The organism is Chromobacterium sp. S0633, from assembly GCF_024158805.1.
Taxonomy (GTDB): domain Bacteria; phylum Pseudomonadota; class Gammaproteobacteria; order Burkholderiales; family Chromobacteriaceae; genus Chromobacterium.
In genome coordinates, this window is the sequence record NZ_JAMZGH010000001.1 from 1 (window position 1) to 17,993 (window position 17,993).

General features: G+C 64.2%; 15 protein-coding genes. 6 read left to right on the plus strand and 9 right to left on the minus strand.

The annotated features are described in order from the left end of the window. Positions 1-342, plus strand: a 342-nt coding sequence (locus NK214_RS00005; RefSeq protein ID WP_253313480.1) for a BON domain-containing protein, incomplete at its 5' end; no start/stop codon positions are given. A gap of 158 nt (positions 343-500) precedes the next feature. Here the strand turns inward: NK214_RS00005 and NK214_RS00010 are convergent. From NK214_RS00010 to amgK, 5 genes are all read right to left on the minus strand, one after another. Beyond that, the gene (locus tag NK214_RS00010; RefSeq protein WP_253313481.1) at positions 501-1,310 is read right to left on the minus strand and encodes a transporter substrate-binding domain-containing protein; all 810 of its coding nucleotides are present in this window, start codon (positions 1,308-1,310) and stop codon (positions 501-503) included. A gap of 104 nt (positions 1,311-1,414) precedes the next feature. Further along, positions 1,415-2,008, minus strand: a complete 594-nt coding sequence (gene ruvA, locus NK214_RS00015) for a Holliday junction branch migration protein RuvA (RefSeq protein WP_107797902.1) — start codon at positions 2,006-2,008, stop codon at positions 1,415-1,417. A 38-nt stretch (positions 2,009-2,046) separates the two neighbouring features. Further along, positions 2,047-2,598 carry a crossover junction endodeoxyribonuclease RuvC gene (gene ruvC, locus NK214_RS00020; protein ID WP_227106553.1) on the minus strand — a complete coding sequence of 184 codons (552 nt, stop codon included), beginning with the start codon at positions 2,596-2,598 and terminating at the stop codon, positions 2,047-2,049. Between the two features lie 4 nt (positions 2,599-2,602). Beyond that, on the minus strand, positions 2,603-3,310 hold the full coding sequence (gene murU / locus NK214_RS00025) for an N-acetylmuramate alpha-1-phosphate uridylyltransferase MurU (RefSeq protein WP_253313482.1): 708 nt from the start codon (positions 3,308-3,310) through the stop codon (positions 2,603-2,605). Between the two features lie 2 nt (positions 3,311-3,312). After that, positions 3,313-4,344 (minus strand): N-acetylmuramate/N-acetylglucosamine kinase AmgK, encoded by a 1,032-nt coding sequence (amgK, locus tag NK214_RS00030; protein WP_227106549.1) that lies wholly within the window; start codon positions 4,342-4,344, stop codon positions 3,313-3,315. 74 nt (positions 4,345-4,418) lie between these two features. On the opposite strand from amgK, the gene NK214_RS00035 reads away from it, so the two are divergent. Genes NK214_RS00035 through pdxA form a run of 3 tightly spaced genes read left to right on the plus strand, consistent with a single transcriptional unit; the run spans position 4,419 to position 8,973 of the window. Next, complete coding sequence (locus tag NK214_RS00035; RefSeq protein ID WP_253313483.1) at positions 4,419-6,692, plus strand: LPS-assembly protein LptD; 2,274 nt, start codon at positions 4,419-4,421, stop codon at positions 6,690-6,692. A 9-nt stretch (positions 6,693-6,701) separates the two neighbouring features. After that, on the plus strand, positions 6,702-7,991 hold the full coding sequence (locus NK214_RS00040) for a peptidylprolyl isomerase (RefSeq protein WP_253313484.1): 1,290 nt from the start codon (positions 6,702-6,704) through the stop codon (positions 7,989-7,991). Between the two features lies 1 nt (position 7,992). Next, the gene (pdxA, locus tag NK214_RS00045; RefSeq protein ID WP_253313485.1) at positions 7,993-8,973 is read left to right on the plus strand and encodes a 4-hydroxythreonine-4-phosphate dehydrogenase PdxA; all 981 of its coding nucleotides are present in this window, start codon (positions 7,993-7,995) and stop codon (positions 8,971-8,973) included. A 1-nt stretch (position 8,974) separates the two neighbouring features. Here pdxA and NK214_RS00050 read toward each other — a convergent pair whose 3' ends face one another. Genes NK214_RS00050 through NK214_RS00060 form a run of 3 tightly spaced genes read right to left on the minus strand, consistent with a single transcriptional unit; the run spans position 8,975 to position 10,924 of the window. After that, positions 8,975-9,481: a TPM domain-containing protein gene (locus NK214_RS00050; RefSeq protein WP_227106546.1), complete on the minus strand. Its 507-nt coding sequence runs from the start codon at positions 9,479-9,481 to the stop codon at positions 8,975-8,977. Beyond that, on the minus strand, positions 9,481-10,320 hold the full coding sequence (locus tag NK214_RS00055; RefSeq protein ID WP_253313486.1) for a YgcG family protein: 840 nt from the start codon (positions 10,318-10,320) through the stop codon (positions 9,481-9,483). Before NK214_RS00055 ends, NK214_RS00050 begins: the two co-directional genes overlap by 1 nt. Before the next feature lies 1 nt (position 10,321). Continuing rightward, a complete protein-coding gene (locus tag NK214_RS00060; protein WP_253313575.1) occupies positions 10,322-10,924 on the minus strand; it encodes a LemA family protein in 603 nt (200 codons plus the stop codon). A 317-nt stretch (positions 10,925-11,241) separates the two neighbouring features. Between NK214_RS00060 and NK214_RS00065 the strand changes: the two genes are divergently transcribed. Beyond that, positions 11,242-15,093: a DUF3683 domain-containing protein gene (locus NK214_RS00065; RefSeq protein ID WP_253313487.1), complete on the plus strand. Its 3,852-nt coding sequence runs from the start codon at positions 11,242-11,244 to the stop codon at positions 15,091-15,093. Between the two features lie 168 nt (positions 15,094-15,261). Then, complete coding sequence (locus NK214_RS00070) at positions 15,262-15,810, plus strand: cysteine hydrolase family protein (protein ID WP_253313488.1); 549 nt, start codon at positions 15,262-15,264, stop codon at positions 15,808-15,810. Between the two features lie 48 nt (positions 15,811-15,858). Here the strand turns inward: NK214_RS00070 and NK214_RS00075 are convergent, their stop codons facing one another. Next, a complete protein-coding gene (locus NK214_RS00075; protein WP_107797891.1) occupies positions 15,859-17,469 on the minus strand; it encodes a glycosyl hydrolase family 18 protein in 1,611 nt (536 codons plus the stop codon). Positions 17,470-17,993 lie beyond the last annotated feature (524 nt).

A 17,993-nucleotide genomic window follows, 5' to 3' on the forward strand; every position in this document is an offset into this window, starting at 1 on the left:
CAAGCTCAACGCGCCACCGCCGCCAAGGGCGATGCCAGCGCTCCGGCCGAACAAGCTCAACGCGCCACCGCCGCCAAAGGCGACGCCAGCGCGGCTGAAGCCCTGATCGCCGAAGCCGCGCCGAGCGCCGCCGCCGGCCTGAATCAGGCGGTTCAGGAAGCCGTGACCAAAGCCGCAGCCCAGGTTGGTGCCAATATCCAGACCAGCGTGAAGGCCGGCGAAGTCACCCTGAGCGGCACCGCGCCCAGCGAAGAAGCGCTGCGCCGCGTAGCCGAAGAAGCCTCCCGCGTGCCGGGCGTGACCGCGGTTCGCACCAACGTCACCCTCAAAGCCGCAGGCTAAACCCCTCTAGTTCGTCGGCGCGCTGCCCGTCTGGCTCGCTTGCCCTGAGTACAGCAGCGCCGACCCTCGCTTTACCCGGAGTCGTCCCAAGGAACGCACGCAAGTGTGCCCGCCTCCATTCGCCGCCCTTCTGGGCGGCCTTTTTTTATTCGCGGGCGCTATCGTTTTCCGCCGGCCCACACCGCTGCAGCGGCTTCGTCCTTGCTCATATAGCGGTTGATCAGACGCAGCATGGTGCCGTCGCGGTTCCTGCCGTCAACCAACTGGCGCCAGGCCCTGGCTTCGCTGTCGGGGAAAGCCCGCTTGGTCAACACCAGGCTGCGCGGGCTGGGCGCGTCGTCCTTCTCCCAGTCCGCCACTTTCACTCTGTCCTCCAAACCGTGTTGTCTGATTTTCTGCCGATACACCATGGGCGTGGAGAAAATGCCCGCAACGCGGCGCTGGTCCAGCATGCGGAACAGGACATCCTCCTCCGCCACTTCCACCAAACGGCGCTGCACGCCCAATTGCAAGACCAAGGGATCGAAATAACGGCTGGTGCTGTAACTGCGCACGATGGCCCAGCGCCTGGATGGAGCATCCTGGATGAAGGATTCCATCGAGCGGATGGAGTCGGGCACGTCTATCGATAAAATCGCGTACTGACGCAGCTGGATGTAGTTGAAAAACCAATAGATTTTGCTGCGTTCCGGAGTCTCGATCGCGGAACCGGTCATATCCAACGAGCCGGCCTCCAGTTCCTGCCAGATGCGAGCCCGCGGCATCACCACGAACTCGAACTCGCAACCGCTGCGCCGCCGCAATTCCTCCGCCACGTCTCGATCCAAGCCGCGGCCGGCGCTGTAGAACTGGCCGATCTCGTAAAAAGCGAAACGGATCGGCCGCTGCGGACACGACACGCCGCCATGAGCGCCGCCAGCCCAGCAGGCCGCCAGCAACAGACATGCTCGCGCCAGTCCTGTTTTCACGGTGGGTACGCCTCCCGGCCATGCCGGATTCATCGCCATGCCCAGCGCACGGCACTCCCCACTATAGGCAAAGCGCCGCCGGCTTTAAGAGCCGGCTCGCGTTTTCAGAACTTCATCAGGCTCTTCAGGGCGAGACGCACGCCCTCGCTCACCGTCACCTCGGCCGGCAGGCCCTTGGTGGCGGCCGCGGCCTCCTTCTCGTTGTAACCCAAGGCCAGCAAGGCGTTGACGATGTCGCCCTTCTCATCCGGCGTGGCGGCGAAAGCCAGGCCCCCCGGCGCGGTCAGCGTGCTGCCGGTGGCCAATTTGCCGCGCAGCTCCAGCACCAGGCGCTCGGCGGTCTTCTTGCCTATGCCCGGCACCGCGGACAAGCGCTTGATGTCTTCGCTGGCCACCGCCACCGCCAGTTCATCGGTGGTCATGCCGGACAGGATGGCCAGGGCGATCTTGGCGCCGATGCCGGTCACCTTGACCAGTTGCCGGAAGGTCTGTCTATCCTCCTTGCTGGCGAAGCCGAACAGCAGATGGGCGTCTTCCCGCACCACCAGATGGGTGAACAGCGTGGTTTTCTGACCCAAGGCCGGTAATTGATAAAAAGTGGTCATCGGCACATCGACTTCATAGCCGACCCCGTTGACGTCCAGCACCACTTGCGGGGGCAGTTTTTCGATGAGATTGCCGCTCAGGCGTCCAATCATGTTCCGGTTCTTTCTTCAAGCGATTACAGGCGCGTCGGCTAGACCAGCCGGCCGCCGCGAATTTTCAGGCCGCTCTGCGCCAGCTGGCCCAAGGCGCCGGCGCTGAGATTGGCGTGCGCCAAGGCCACCGCCAGCGCGTCGGCGGCGTCGGCCTGGGGCGTGCCGGACAAATTAAGCATCCGCACCACCATGTGCTGCACCTGCTCCTTGGCGGCCTTGCCGTGACCGGCGACGGACTGCTTGACCTGCAGCGCGGTGTATTCCGCCACCGGCAGGTCCCGCAACACCAGCGCGCTGATGCAGGCGCCGCGCGCCTGACCCAGCATCAGCGTGGCCGCCGGATTGACGTTGACGAACACTTGCTCGATCGCCGCCGCCTGTGGTTGGTAGGTATCGATCACGCCGAACAGGCCGTCGACGATCACGCGGATGCGATCGCTCAAAGGCGCACCCGGCGGCGTGCGGATGCAGCCGGAGGCCACGTAATGGCGTTGCTGGCCGACCAGATCGATCACCCCGAAGCCGGTGATGCGGCTGCCGGGGTCGATGCCGAGGATGCGGCGCGCGCCGGGAAGAAGCTGAGCCGACATCGCCTCAGCCCGGGACGGCGCGCAATTGCGCATCCAACTGCCGCAATTGCTGCGGCGTGCCCACATTGTGCCAGACGCCGTTGAAATACTCGCCGCTGGCCCGTCCGGCCGCGATCGCGGCGTCGTAAAACGGACGCATCGGCGCGAAGCGGCCTGCGGAAAGGCCGGCGAACATGCGGGTATCGTAAAGGCCGATGCTGGAGAAGGTCAGCTTGCGCTCGCCGTCGGCGCGCAGGCCGCCGTCCGGCTCCAAGGCGAAATCCCCGCCCGCGTGGAAAGCCGGATTGTCCGTCATCACCAGGTGCATGCCCGGTTCCTCAAGCCCCTCCAGCGCGTCCAGCCGCGGCAGCAGGCTTGCGTAGTCGTAATCGGTATAAATGTCCGCCGCCACGCACAGAAAAGCGCGCTCCCGTCCCGCCCGCAAGCTGGGCAAGGCCTTGGCGATGCCGCCTGCGGTTTCCAAGGGCTCGCCCTCGGCGGAATAGGCGATGCGCGCGCCAAAGCGGCCGCCGTCTCCCAGCACCTGTTCTATCTGCGCGCCCAGCCAGGCGTGATTGATCACGATGTCGGCGAAACCGGCCGCCACCAGGCGCTCGATCTGCCAGACGATCAGGGGCTTGCCGCCCACCTCCAGCAAGGGCTTGGGCGCATGGTCGGTCAGCGGCCGCATCCGCTCGCCGCGGCCGGCCGCCAAAATCATGGCTATCGGCATGCTCATCCCTTGTAGCTCAAGGCCGGGTAGGTCGATTGCAGCTCGTCATCGGTCTGGTCCTTGCCCACCAACTGCAGCAACAGCTGATAGAGCGGCGCCAGTTCCTGGTAACGGCGGGTGGTTCGTTTCAGATACTTGATGAAACGCGGAATCTCGGCGCGGTACTTGTCCTTGCCGTCGCGATGGAACAGACGCGCGAAGATGCCAGCCACTTTCAGGTGGCGCTGCACGCCCATCCATTCGAAATCACGATAGAAGACGTCGAATTCGGCCGGCACCGGCAGGCCGGCGGCGCGCGCCTTTTCCCAGTAGCGGATCGCGATATCGAGCACGAAGGGCTCGTCCCACTCGATGAAAGCGTCGCGCAGCAGGCTGACGATGTCGTAGCTGACCGGACCGTACACCGCATCCTGAAAATCCAACACCCCGGGCTTGCCCGGCGTCAGCATCAGATTACGCACGATGAAATCCCTGTGCACGAACACCTTGGACTGGGCCAGCAACACCGGCAGCAAGGCCTTGACCCCGGCGTCCCACAGCTGGCGTTGCGCGAAATCCAGCGGCCGGCCCAATTCCTTGGCGCAGAACCACTCCGGAAACAGGTTCAACTCGCGCGTCAGCAGCGCTTCGTCGTATTCCGGCAACACTCCCGGCTGACTGGCGGACTGGATCTCCACCAGGGTGTCCAGCGCCTCCAGCAATAGATGGCGCCGCACCTGTTCGCGCCCATCATGCTCCAAGGCGGCCAGATAGGTGACCCGGCCCAGGTCCTCCAGCAGCAGCAGACCCTGCTCTCTATCCCGCGCCAGCAGCTTGGGAACATTGACCATGGCGAAAACGTCGCGCACTTGCACATAGGCGTCGGTGCTCATTTTTTCCGGCGGCGCATCCATCACGATGCAACTCGCGCCGTCCGGCCAGGTCGCACGGAAGTAGCGCCGGAAGTCGGCATCCGCGGCAGCGAATTCAAGCCCGATGTCCTGTCCCGGGTACAAATCTGCCAGCCATTTTTTGATGAGTTCCTGTCTATGCATGTCGCTTCGTCTTGGTGCTGATAGAATTGGCTGATTTTATACTGCCCCGCCGCCCCTTAGATATGGCTTTGTGCATGCCCAGAATCAAACCCAATCCGCTGGCCCTGGCGCTGGCGGCCGCGTTCTCACTACAGCCGGCGCTGGCGCTGGCCGATGAAGACGCCCCTATCGCCCTGCCCACCCCGCCCAAGGCCGAAGGCCAGACCCACGTCACCGCCGACGATATGGACGGCGAGATGAATGTGGAGCTGAAAGCCCGCGGCAATGTGGTGGTCACCCGCGACGACCAGAAACTGGAGTCCGACTGGCTGGACTATTACCAGAACAAGGACCGGGTCAAGGCCGGCGACCGCTTCAAGATGACGCGCGGCGTCGACGTGGTCACCGGCACCACGCTGGATTACAACGTCGCCAACTACAGCGGCACCGGCATGAACCCGGTGTTCGCCATGGGCAAGCCGGCGCCCGCCGCCAAGGGCGCACCGGCCACCACCCGTCCGATGAGCACGGTGCCGATGCGCGGCGACGGCCAGCAAGTGGATTTCCGCGGCCAGAACGAGTACCGGGTCTACAACAGCCGCATCAATAGCTGCGAACCCGGCGACGACTCCTGGTATCTGAACTCCTCCTTGCTGGACCTCGACTACAACAATGGCGTCGGCACCGCCCGCAACGCGCGGCTGAATTTCTACGGCGTGCCCATCCTGTACACACCGTGGATGGACTTCCCGCTCAACGGCAACCGCAAGAGCGGTTTCCTGCCGCCCACCTTCAAGACCGGCAGCAACGGCACCGAAGTCGCGCTGCCCTATTACTGGAATATCGCGCCCAACTACGACGCGACCATCACCCCGCATTTCAACGACAAGCACGGCACCATGCTGGGCGCGGAATTCCGCTATCTGCAGCCCAATTACGCCGGCTCGATCTACACCGAACAATTGCCCAAGGACAAGGTCACCGACAAGAATCGCTACGCCTGGTATGCGACCCATGGCCAGACGCTGGCACCGGGCCTGACTTTCGGCTACAACGCCAACTACGTCTCCGACCCCAACTATTTCAAGGATTTCGGCGACCGTCTCAGCATCGCCACCAACGTCAACCTGGTGCGCGAGGCCTGGCTCAGCTACGGCTTCGGCTGGCAGGGCGGCTCGGCCAACGCCACCTTGCGCGCTCAGCGCTACCAGACCCTGCTGGCAAACCCCTCACCAGGGGACATTCCCTATGCGCGGCTACCGCAGCTGACGTTCAGCGCCAGCCAGCAATTGCCACAGGGCTTCAGCGCCAATCTGCAAAGCGAGCTGACCCGCTTCTCCCATCCGACTCTGCAAACCGGCGACCGCCTGGTCGCCTATCCCAGCCTGACGTGGAGCCTGGACAAAAGCTGGGGCTTTCTGCGTCCCAAGCTTGGCCTGCACCTGACCGAATATAATCTGGACGCGCTGCCCGGCCAGCAAAGCCGTTCGGTGTCGCGCAGCCTGCCCATATTCAGCACCGACGCCGGCCTCTACTTCGACCGCGATACCGAGTTTCTGGGCCAGGATCATCTGCTGACGCTGGAACCTCGGCTGTTCTACGTCAATATCCCGACCCGCAGCCAGAACAATCTGCCCAACTTCGATACCTCGGAGAACGATTTCAATTTTGCGCAGTTGTTCACCGAAAACCGCTTCTCCGGCTCCGACCGCATCAACGGCGCCAATCAGCTGACCACGGCGCTGACCAGCCGCCTGATCAGCCAGCAAAACGGCCTGGAACGGATCCGGCTGACCGTGGGCAAGCGCTATTATTTCAATCAGGACGACATCTCCCTGACCGGCGTACCGCAACAGCGCACTGTCAGCGGCTCCAATCTGCTGCTGGGCGCCAGCGGCGATCTGGCCCAAGGCTGGCGCTTGGACAGCTCCTATGAGTGGAACGAGGCGCTGAAAACCACCGAACGCTACAATGCCCAGCTGCGCTACAACCCGGCGCCTGGCAAGGTGCTCAGCGCCCGTTATCGCTACGGTCGCTACGAACAGCAGGACAACTCATCAAAGTACGGCCCCTTGCGCCAGGTCGACATCGGCGCTCAATGGCCTATCGCCAAGAAATGGTATGCGCTGGGCCGCTACAACTATTCGCTGGCCGACCGCAAGCCGCTGGAACAACTGGCCGGATTCGAGTACAACGACGGTTGCTGGTCGGCGCGCCTGGTCGGTCAGCGCTATGTCAGCGACCTGACCACCACCAAGAACGCCATTTATTTCCAGCTGGAATTCAAGGGCCTTGGCGGCTTCGGCAACAATCCGCTCAACACGCTGAAGCTGGCGATTCCCGGCTATAGCAAGACTAACGATTTATAAGCGATGATCATGAAACAGACTCTGCTCGCCCTGCTGCTGGCCGGCGCCCTGCAAGGCGCCGTCGCCGCTCCCGCCGCCCCGGTCAAAGAAGTGGACCGCATCGTCGCGGTGGTCAACAAGAACGTGATCACCTGGCTGGATCTGCAATCCCGCGTCGACGAAGCCATCAAACAGCTGCAAGCGCAGAAAGTGACGCCGCCGGCGCGCGCCGTGCTGGAAAAACAGATGCTGGAACAGATGATCACCGAGGAGGTTCAGCTGCAGTACGCCGCCAGCGGCGGCCTGCGCATCGACGACGCCGCGGTGGATCAGGCGGTGGCCAATCTGGCCAAGCAGAACAAGATGGACGTGGCCGGCCTGAAAGCCCAGCTGGCCAAGGAAGGCCTGGCCTTCGACAAGCTGCGCGCCGAAGTGCGCAAGGAACTGACCATCGCGCGCCTGCGCGACAGCGAAGTCGCCGCCAAGGTCAACGTCAACGAGACCGAAGTCGATCAGGTGCTGAAAAGCGCACAGAGCGGCAACCGCGCCGAATACCACCTGGCCAGCATCCTGATCAACGTGCCGGAACGCGCCGACGCCAAGCAGATCGACGCGCTGTCGAAGAAGGCCGAGAAAGCGCTGACGGAGCTGGAGGCCGGCCAAGCCTTCGCCAAGGTATCGGCCAGCTACTCCGACGCCCCCAATGCGCTGAAAGGCGGCGACATGGGCTGGCGCAGCGCGGTGTCGCTGCCGGTTGAGTTCGTGCAGATGCTGGAACAGCTGAAAACCGGCCAGCACACCAATGTGATCCGCACCCAGCAAGGCTTCTTCATCTTCCAATTGCAGGACAAACGCGACAGCGGCGCGCCGATGATGGTGGAGCAATACCATGTGCGCCACATTCTGATCCGCACCAACGAGGCGGTGTCGGCCAACGACGCCAAAACCCGCATCGAACAGGTGCGCGACCGCATCCAGCGCGGCGCCAAGTTCGCCGACATGGCCAAGCTCTACTCCGAAGACGGCAGCAACGCCAAGGGCGGCGATCTGGGCTGGGTCAATCTGGGCGATCTGGTGCCAGATTTTGAGAGCGCGATGACGCAACTGCCTATCGGCCAATTGTCGCCGGCGGTGCGCACGCCCTTCGGCTGGCATTTGATCCTGGTGGAAGGCAAGCGCAATCAAGACGTGTCCGGCGACCGCGAGCGGCTGGCGGTCAAACAACAGATCCGCTCCCGCAAGATCGAACAGGCGTACGCCGACTGGGTGCGTCAGCTGCGCGACTCCGCCTTCGTCGAAGAACGGCTGGACGAGAAGTAAGATGAGCGTCCCCGTATTGGCCGTCACCACCGGAGAGCCGGCCGGCGTGGGGCCGGATCTGGCGCTGCGGCTGACGGAGGCCGGCGTCGGCGCGCGCTGCGTGCTGATCGGCGACAAGACCTTGCTAGCCGCGCGCGCGCGGCAGTTGGGCCTCTCGCTTTCGCTGTACGATTACGCGCCGGACACGCCCGCGCCGGCGCAAGGGCTGGAAGTTTGCCATGTGCCGCTGGCGGTTCCGGCCGTTCCCGGCCGGCTGGACCCGGCCAACGCCGGCTATGTGCTGGCGACGCTGGACCGCGCCATCGACGGCTGCCTTAGCGGCGAATTCGCCGCCATGGTGACCGCGCCGGTGCACAAGGGCGTCATCAACGACGGCGGCGTCGCCTTCTCCGGCCACACCGAATACCTGGCCGAACGCACGCACACGCCCAAGGTGGTGATGATGTTGGCCGGCGGCGGCATGCGCGTGGCGCTGGCCACCACCCATCTGCCGCTGCGGGACGTCGCCGACGCCATCACCGCGGACAGCCTGGAGCAGGTCATCCGCATCCTGCACGGGGATCTGCGCGCCAAGTTCGGCATCGCCGCGCCGCGCGTGCTGGTGGCGGGCCTGAATCCGCACGCGGGCGAAGGCGGCCATCTGGGGCGCGAGGAAATCGAGGTCATCGAACCGCTGCTGGCGCGGCTGCGCGGCGAGGGCATGGACCTGATCGGCCCCTTGCCGGCCGACACCCTGTTCAACCCCGACAAGCTGCGGCGCTGCGACGCGGTGCTGGCGATGTATCACGATCAAGGCTTGCCGGTGCTCAAGCACGCCAGCTTCGGCGCCGGCATCAACATCACCCTGGGCCTGCCCATCGTCCGTACCTCGGTCGACCACGGCACCGCGCTGGATCTGGCCGGCAGCGGTCAGGCCCACCCGGGCAGTCTGTTCGAGGCCGTGCAGCTGGCGGCGCAACTGGCCGCCTCCGCCGCGAACTGACTCAGCGGACGATCACCTCGTCCGGCAACTCGTTGACGCTGGGCCCGCCTCGGAGCGGCGCATGCTCGATCAACAAAGCGTGTATCCGCCACAAGCCGGCCTCCAGGCCGGCCACTCGCTTGCCTTCCGCCATCGCGCGTCCGACTTCGGCGCAAATCTCCTCCCAGGCCCGCGACGGCACCCGCCGGTCTATGCCGCGATCGGCGACGATTTCAATGCGGCGCTCCGCCAGCAACACATACACCAGCACGCCGGTGTTCTCCTCGGTGTCCCATACCCTCAGCAGGCCGAACCACTCCAGCGCTCGTTCTCGAGCGCTCATGCCGCGCCAGGCGTCGCGCCAATCCAGCGCCGACTCCACCACAAAGCGCAGCTGACCGGCGTGTTCGCGTTCCGAAGCCGCGATGCCTTGCTGCAAACGCGCCAGTTCCGCGGCGGGAAAACGCCGTCGCGCCAAGTAGCCGGTGCTGGCCAGATGACGCAGCGCTCTATGCCATGATTTCCACATCACCAATCTCCCGAAGCGCCGCCGCCGCCAAATCCCCCGCCGCCGCCGGACCAGCCGCCTCCGCGGCCGCCGCTGCTTCCGCCGCGCCAACTCCCGCCGTCTCCGCCGCCGAACGACAAGCCGTGGGCGCCGATCACCAGGCACAGGAGCGCCGCCACCGCCCCGGCCAGCAAGGCGAACACGACGCCTGCGCCCAGCAGCAAGGCCGCGGCGACGCCCAGGCCGCCCATGATGAGGCTGCCGATCAAGCGTCCGAACAGGCGGCTGACGACGCCGGCGCCGAACAAGACCGCGAACGCCAGCGCCGGCCAACTGTCTTCCCAGCCCTGCTGCTGAGTCCGCGTCGGCGGGGGCAGCTTTTCGCCGTCGATCAGACCTTCCAGCTGCGACGCCGCCGCTTGAATGCCCTGAAAGCGCAAACCCTGCTTGAACAGAGGCCTCAGCGTGTCCTGCAGAATGCGCTTGGCGTAGATGTCGGGAATCGCGCCCTCCAGGCCGCGGCCCACCAACAACTGGGTCTTGTGCTGATCCGCCACGATCAGCAGCAGCACGCCGTCGTCCACCCCCTTGCGCCCCAGCTTCCAGGCGTCCATCACCCGGGTGCCGTAGTCAAAAGGCGTTTCCGGCTCCACCGACGGCACGATCAAGACCGCCAGCTGACTGCCTTTGCGCTGATGAAAGCTCAGCAATTGCCGTTCCAATTGCCCGCGCTCGTCCGCCGATAAAAAACCGGCCAGATCCACCACCGGCGAACTGGGCGGCGGCACCGCCAGTTCCGCCCGCGCCAGCTGCGCGCACAGCAGCAACGCGATGCCCAAGCAACGCCATAGCGCCCTCATCTTATTTGCTCGCCTCCGGCTCGCCGAAGTTGACCTGCGGCGCGGTGGAAATGGCCTTCTCGTTCTCCACGGTGAAATTCGGCCGGGTCTTCAGGCTGAACATCATCGCGGTCAGATTATTGGGAAAGGTCCGCACCGTGCTGTTGTACGCCTGCACCGAATCGATATAACGCTTGCGCGCCAAGGCGATGCGGTTCTCGGTGCCTTCCAGCTGCGCCTGCAGATCGCGGAAGGATTGATCCGCCTTCAACTGCGGATAGTTTTCCGACACCACCAGCAAGCGGGACAAGGCCGAACCCAGCTGATTCTGCGCCGCGGCGAAATCATTGAGCTTTTTCTCGTCCGTCGCCATCGACGCATCCATCTGGATGCTGCCCACCCGCGCCCGCGCGGCGGTGACTTGGGTCAGCACCTCTTTTTCATGCTTGGCGTAGCCTTGCACCGTCTTGACCAGATTGGGAATCAGATCCGCGCGCCGCTGGTATTGATTGATCACCTCGGACCAGGCCGCGTTGGCCGCCTCGTCCTGAGTCTGCATCGCGTTGTAACCGCAGCCGCTCAGCGACGCCGCCAATAACAAAGCCATCGCCCACTTCTTCCACATCATCCTGTTCTCCATTCCCGTCGTGGCCGCGCCATCCCGATCAGCGCAACGCGTTCGAGCTTCAGTTTACCCATAAAAAGCATAAAACCAGCAGTTTTCGCCCCGCCTATGGAATAGCGCGCACCATTCCCTCCCCTGCGCGGCCAGACCGGCAAGACCGGCGCGCTCCGCCCCCGGCTCGCCTTGCCCAACAATATGCAATTCGCGCCAATATCTTGAAGTAAAGAGGGAAATCCCTAGTGAATACGGGTTTTTCGCAACGCAACAATTGGGCTACACTGGTGGACGTTTTTCCAATAATGACAGCTGCACGGACAATGACCACCACCACCCAAGCCCGTGTGCGGGAGATCCCGTACAACTACACCTCGTATTCCGACCGCGAAATCTTCATCCGCCTGCTGGGCGCGCCGATGTGGAAGCTGCTGGAAGAACTGCGCGCCGAACGCAAGACCGGCCGCTCCGCCCGCATGCTGTTCGAGGTCTTGGGCGATATCTGGGTGGTGGACCGCAACCCCTATCTGGTCGACGACCTGCTGGACAATCCCAAGCGGCTGGCCGCCTTGGTGGACGCGATGCGCCACCGGCTGGCCGAAGTGGAAAAACGCCGCGAAGGCAACGACAAGGTGGGCAAGATGCTGACGGCGGCCCGCGCCGCCGTCGAGCGCTTCGCCGAGCAGTTCGAGGATACCCGCGAACTGCGCGCCAAGATTCTGAAGAAGCTGTCCCGGCTCACCCGCCGCGACAATATCCAGTTCGACGGTCTGTCCCGCGTCGCCCACGTCACCGACGCCACCGACTGGCGCGTCGAATACCCCTTCGTGGTGCTCAGCCCGGACGGCGAGGCCGAAATCGCGCCGCTGGTGCGCGCCTGTATCGAGCTGGGCCTGACCATCATTCCGCGCGGCGGCGGCACCGGCTACACCGGCGGCGCGGTGCCGCTGGACCGCATGAGCGCGGTGATCAACACCGAGAAGCTGGACCGCCATCTCGGCGTCGAACAGGTGGAACTACCCGGCCTGGACGGCCCCCGCGCCACCATACAATGCGGCGCCGGCGTGGTCACCGCCCGCGTCGCCGAGGCCGCGGCGGCGGCCGGCCTGGTGTTCGCCGTGGACCCCACCTCGGCCGAGGCCTCCTGTATCGGCGGCAATATCGCGATGAACGCCGGCGGCAAGAAGGCGGTGCTGTGGGGCACCACGCTGGACAACCTCGCCAGCTGGAAAATGGTGGACGCCGACGGCCAATGGCAGTTCATCGAACGCCTGGGCCACAACTACGGCAAGATCCACGACGTCGACGTCGCCCGCTTCCGCGTCAGCCAACTCAAGGACGATGGCCAGACCGTGGTGTCCAGCCGTCAGCTGGACATCCCCGGCAGCGCCTTCCGCAAAGTGGGCCTGGGCAAGGACGTCACCGACAAATTCCTGGCCGGCCTGCCCGGCGTGCAGAAGGAAGGCTGCGACGGCATCATCACCAGCGCCCGCTTCGTGCTGCACCGCATGCCCAAGCACATCCGCACCGTCTGTCTGGAATTCTTCGGCACCGTGGCCGAGGCCACGCCGGCCATCGTCGAAATCACCGACCTGTTCAAACCCGGCGGCGCCGGCCTCGCCGCCGGCGTGCAGCTGGCCGGCCTAGAACACCTGGACTGGCGCTATGTGCGCGCGGTGTCCTATGTGACCAAGGCCAAGAGCAAGGGCCGGCCCAAGATGGTGCTGATCGCCGATCTGGTGTCGGACCACGAGGACGCGGCGGCGGAAGCCGCCAGCCAGGTGGTGCGGCTGGCCAACGCGCGTCACGGCGAAGGCTTCATCGCCATCACCCCGGAAACGCGCAAGCGCTTCTGGCTGGACCGCAGCCGCACCGCCGCCATCGCCAAACACACCAACGCCTTCAAGATCAACGAAGACGTGGTGATCCCGCTGCCGCGGCTGGGCGATTACAGCGACGGCATCGAACGCATCAATATCGAACTGTCGATCCAGAACAAGCTGCGCCTGCTCGACACCCTGACCGAATATTTCCACGGCCGGCTGCCGGTGGACAAGCTGGATACCAATCTGCCGTCGGAAGAACTGATCGGCGACCGCCGCGCCTCGGCGCTGTCTCAGCTCGCCATCACCCGCGACCGCTGGCAATGGCTGTTGGAACACCTTGACCGACCCTTTCACGAATACCGCGAACGCTGGCCGCACGCGCCGCTGGAAGACGCCGCCGCCGCTCCGGACACCGTGTTCCACGCGCTGCGCGACCTGATCGTGCGCGTCAGCTGGAAGCGCGAGATGCAGGCCGAGCTGGAGCAGCTGTTCTCCGGCAACACCGACGGCCCCATCCTGGCCGCTATCCGCGCCATCCAGCAAAAAGTGCTGCGCAGCCGCGTCTTCGTCGCGCTGCACATGCACGCCGGCGACGGCAACGTCCACACCAACCTGCCGGTCAACTCCGACGATTACGAGATGCTGCAGACCGCGCACAAGGCGGTGGAGCGCATCATGGCGCTGGCGCGCGCGCTGGGCGGCGTGATCTCCGGCGAGCACGGCATCGGCATCACCAAGCTGGAATTCCTCAGCGAAGAAGAAATCGCCCCCTTCCGCGCCTACAAGCAGCAAGTGGACCCCAACGGCCACTTCAACCGCGGCAAGCTGCTGCCCGGCGCCGACCTGGCCATGGCCTATACGCCGTCCTTCTCCTTGCTGGGCGCGGAGTCGCTGATCCTGGAACAATCCGACATCGGCGCGATCAGCGATTCGATCAAGGACTGCCTGCGCTGCGGCAAGTGCAAACCGGTGTGCTCCACCCATGTGCCGCGCGCCAATCTGCTGTACTCGCCGCGCAACAAGATCCTCGGCGTCGGCCTGCTGACCGAGGCCTTCCTCTACGAAGAGCAGACCCGCCGCGGCGTCAGCCTCAAGCATTTCGAGGAATTGTCCGACGTCGCCGACCATTGCACGGTCTGCCACCGCTGCGTCAAGCCCTGCCCGGTCAAGATCGACTTCGGCGATGTTTCGGTGGCGATGCGCAACTTCCTGCGCAAGACCGGCAACAAGAGCTTCAACCCCGGCACCGCCGTCGGCATGGCCTTTCTCACCGCCAAGGACCCGGCCACCATCAAGGCCTTGCGCACCGGCCTGGTCGGCGTCGCCTACAAGGCGCAGCGGCTGGGCAACGCGGTGGGCAAGCGCCTGGGACTGATAGGCTCCCAGACCCGGCAACCGCCAGCCACCGTCGGCAAGGCCCCGGTCAAGGAGCAGGTGATCCACTTCATCAACAAGCCCATGCCCGGCGGCCTGCCCAAGAAGACCGCGCGCGCGCTGCTGGACGTGGAAGACGCCAGCATCGTGCCCATCATCCGCAACCCCAAGTTGTCGGAAGACGCGGAAGCGGTGTTCTACTTCCCCGGCTGCGGCTCGGAGCGCCTGTTCAGCCAGGTCGGCCTCGCCACCCAGGCCATGCTGTGGCATGTCGGCGCGCAGACGGTGCTGCCGCCCGGCTATCTGTGCTGCGGCTATCCGCAGACCAGCGCCGGCTATCAGGACAAGGGCGACGCCATCACCACCGAGAACCGGGTGCTGTTCCACCGCGTGGCCACCACGCTGAACTACCTGGACATCAAGACCGTGGTGGTCAGCTGCGGCACCTGCTACGACCAATTGTCGCAATACCGCTTCGAGGACATCTTCCCAGGTTGTCGCATCATCGACATCCACGAATACCTGATGGAGAAAGGCGTCAAGCTGGACGGCGTCGGCGGCCAGCAATACCTGTACCACGACCCCTGCCACACGCCGATGAAGGCCTATCAGCCGATGAAGGTGGTCAACGAGCTCTTGGGCGGCGGCGTGGCGCTGTCGGACCGCTGCTGCGGCGAATCCGGCACCTTCGCCGCCAGCCGGCCGGACATCGCCACCCAGGTACGCTCGCGCAAGGAAGAGGAAATCAACAAGAACCTGCAAGCGCTGACCGGGGGCGCCAAGCCGGCGCAGCCGGTGAAGATCCTGACCTCCTGCCCGTCCTGCCTGCAAGGCCTGTCGCGCTACGGCCCGGACACCAGCACCGAGGCCGACTACATCGTGGTGGAAATCGCCAAGCATGTGCTGGGGCCGAACTGGTTGAAACAGTATGTGGATCAGGCGCGCGATGGCGGCATCGAACGCGTGCTGCTGTAAGAACCTGTTTACGATCTGCTGCGCGTCGGCGGGATGGATAGAAATGGGCGTTGAAACCAAGCTCAGTGCTCATGTACCACCTGTACATTCCGCTTTTTCGCTCGTTTCCGCCTTGTCTCGCCTTAGCTCGCAAGATCGTAAACACGTTCTAAGGTTGGAGGACAATCCATGGGCAACAAAGCGTTGATCGTCATCGACGTGCAATACGGCCAGATCGAAGGCCAGCCCCGCGCCGGCCGCGCCGACGCCGTGCTGGCCAATCTCAACCGCGCCATCGCGCTGGCGCGCCGCCAAGACATGCCTGTGATTTTCATCCAGCACGACAGCGGCCCCGGCAGCGATCTGGCGCGCGACAGCGAGGCCTGGCAGCTGCATCCGGCGCTGGCGCGGCTGGACGGCGACGCCGTGGTGCACAAACGCTTCAGCGACAGCTTCCAGCGCACCGCGCTGACCGAGCTGCTGCGCGGCGGCGATGTCGACGAGCTGTGGCTGGCCGGTTCCGCCACCGAGTTCTGCGTGGACAGCACGCTGCGCTCGGCGATGTCGCAGGAATACGCCGTCACCCTGATCGCCGACGCCCACACCTGCAAACCGCGGCCGCGGCTGAACGCGGAACAGGTGATCGATCACTTCAACTGGGTCTGGTCCAATCTGGACGAAACGCCCAAGCCCCTACGCGTGCGCAACATCGCCGAACTGGAAAGCGGCGCGGCCTAAACAAAAACCGCCGGGCACGCCCGGCGGTTTTTCTTTGCGGCTTCCGTTTTACTTCAACGGCGATGCGGCCGAGGCCTTGGCGGCCGCCTTCTTCTTGGCCGCGGCGGCGTCCTGACGGACTTCGCTGGTGGTCTTCAGCAAAGTGCCCTGAGCGTCGTCGCCGTCCAAGGACCAGCTGAACACCCCGCCCAGCTGCTGTTGACGCACGTAATCCAACTTGGTGCGGATGGTGGCGGGGTCGTCGTAGCTCCAGAACTCGTTGCCGTCGTAAGTCCACAGCTGCTTGCTGACCGGATGCACGAACTGCTTGGCGGAACGCGTCTTCAGCACCTTGTAATCCTCGATGCCGGCCTCGTAAGTGCCTTTGCCCGCGCCGGTAGCCACCTGGTACAGACCATCGGCCTTGGGTCCGGCGGCCACGCCGGCCCAGCCGCGGCCATAGAACGGGATGCCCACGTTCAGCTTGGCCTTGGGCACGCCGCCCTTGACCAGGGTCTGGATCGAGTCGTCGACGTTGTAGTAGACGCGGTCGCCGGTCACCGGAGCCGCCGGATCGCGGAACAGATTGGACTGGAAGTTGGTCGGCCCCTTGGCGTCCCAGCCGCCGTTGAAGTCGTAAGTCATCACATTGATCCAGTCCATATAGGCCGCGTACTTGGCCGGCTCGGTCTGGCGGATCTTGTCGACGCCGGAGCCAATCGCCGCGGTCAGGTAGTAGCGGCGCTTGTTCTGCGCGGTCAGCGCGTCCAGCTGGCTGCGGAATTCCGCCATCAGCAAGGTGAAGTTCTGCTTATCGTTGGGATCCACGCTATTGGTCGGCAGACCGCCGCCGCCCGGGTATTCCCAATCGATGTCGATGCCGTCGAACACGCCCTTGGCCGCGCCGGCGCCGCCGGCGTTCTCGCCCACCGGCAGATTGCCTTTCAGGTACAGATCGATGCAGGATGCGACCATGGTCTTGCGGCCGGCGTCGGTGGCGGCGAATTTGCCGAAATTCTTCGACCAGGTCCAGCCGCCCAGCGAAATCAGCACTTTCAGCGAAGGATTCGCCAGCTTCAGCTTGCGCAGCTGATTGAAGTTGCCGCGCAGCGGATCGCTCCAGGCATCTGCCTTGCCGTCCACCGACTCATTGGCACCGAAGGATTTCTGGTAATCGGCCCAAGCGTCGCCGCCGTCGCCGTTGCCGTTCTCTGCACGGGTCACCATGCCGCACTTGCCGTCGGCGTAGACGTTGCCGAAGGCGTAGTTCAGGAAGGTCAGCTTCTTGTCGCCGCCGGCGTCCACCAGATTGCGCAGCTTGTAATTGCGGCCGTAAATGCTCCATTGCGCAAAATAAGAGCCGACATGACGGCCCACGGTCGGCGTCGGTTCCGGCGGCACGCCGGTGCCCGGTCCGGGGCCGGGATCGCCGCCGCCCGGCGTGCATTCGCCGGCAGGCCGCTCTTCCCACGGCCCCCATTGATCCGCGCCCGGCTGATTGTTCTGCGTCCACCACTTGGCGCGCCAGGTCTTGTTGGCGTACAAGGCGTAATCGCCGCCGTTATAGGTCTGCGCATTGCTCCACGCACTGCAGGCCGGCGCGGCGAACGCCGCCGCGCTGCTCAACAACAAGCCAGCCCCCCCAAACAGCGCCGACAACGTCAACGAAAGTTTCGACATTCGGACCTCCTCAATTCTGTCAGTGATCACGGCAGCGTCATGCTGTCCCCGCTGCAGCACCGCAAGCCGGCGTTTTAGTTCGGACATGTGGTATTACAGTGGTATCAGATTCGAGCAATCACTCCACCGCTGCCAACCCAAATTTCACCAACCTGTCCTTAATAACAGTTAAAACAGGTCAAAAGGATTGTCTTACGCCGACAAGGGCGCAGCTGTGGTTCAAAAATGCGGGAAAGTTCAGGTTTACGCGAATTTAGGCGAATTTATCGCGCAAATAGCCAAGAAAAGGAGATAAACAGCGCACTTGGCGATGTCTATTTCTTCAGTGAGAAAGCCGCTTAAGCACAGGAGAAATGCCTGTTGGCAATTTGAGACAAAACTTCACAGCAAAAGCATGGGCTTCACAAAACCATGCCACTACAAAACCATTACGTTTTCAATCGCAGGCCAAACGCATGCCGCAACCGGCCAGAAACGCAAAGAGGAGGCCTTGGCCTCCTCCCGATACCCTGCCTGTAGCCGCA

What these genes read in the sequence shown, in the direction of transcription:
- ruvA (WP_107797902.1), bottom strand. Translation starts at nt 2,008, where the DNA reads ATGATTGGACGCCTGAGCGGCAATCTCATCGAAAAACTGCCCCCGCAA.
- ruvC (WP_227106553.1), bottom strand. Translation starts at nt 2,598, where the DNA reads ATGTCGGCTCAGCTTCTTCCCGGCGCGCGCCGCATCCTCGGCATCGAC.
- murU (WP_253313482.1), bottom strand. Translation starts at nt 3,310, where the DNA reads ATGCCGATAGCCATGATTTTGGCGGCCGGCCGCGGCGAGCGGATGCGG.
- amgK (WP_227106549.1), bottom strand. Translation starts at nt 4,344, where the DNA reads ATGCATAGACAGGAACTCATCAAAAAATGGCTGGCAGATTTGTACCCG.
- NK214_RS00035 (WP_253313483.1), top strand. Translation starts at nt 4,419, where the DNA reads ATGCCCAGAATCAAACCCAATCCGCTGGCCCTGGCGCTGGCGGCCGCG.
- NK214_RS00040 (WP_253313484.1), top strand. Translation starts at nt 6,702, where the DNA reads ATGAAACAGACTCTGCTCGCCCTGCTGCTGGCCGGCGCCCTGCAAGGC.
- pdxA (WP_253313485.1), top strand. Translation starts at nt 7,993, where the DNA reads ATGAGCGTCCCCGTATTGGCCGTCACCACCGGAGAGCCGGCCGGCGTG.
- NK214_RS00050 (WP_227106546.1), bottom strand. Translation starts at nt 9,481, where the DNA reads ATGTGGAAATCATGGCATAGAGCGCTGCGTCATCTGGCCAGCACCGGC.
- NK214_RS00055 (WP_253313486.1), bottom strand. Translation starts at nt 10,320, where the DNA reads ATGAGGGCGCTATGGCGTTGCTTGGGCATCGCGTTGCTGCTGTGCGCG.
- NK214_RS00060 (WP_253313575.1), bottom strand. Translation starts at nt 10,924, where the DNA reads ATGTGGAAGAAGTGGGCGATGGCTTTGTTATTGGCGGCGTCGCTGAGC.
- NK214_RS00065 (WP_253313487.1), top strand. Translation starts at nt 11,242, where the DNA reads ATGACCACCACCACCCAAGCCCGTGTGCGGGAGATCCCGTACAACTAC.
- NK214_RS00070 (WP_253313488.1), top strand. Translation starts at nt 15,262, where the DNA reads ATGGGCAACAAAGCGTTGATCGTCATCGACGTGCAATACGGCCAGATC.
- NK214_RS00075 (WP_107797891.1), bottom strand. Translation starts at nt 17,469, where the DNA reads ATGTCGAAACTTTCGTTGACGTTGTCGGCGCTGTTTGGGGGGGCTGGC.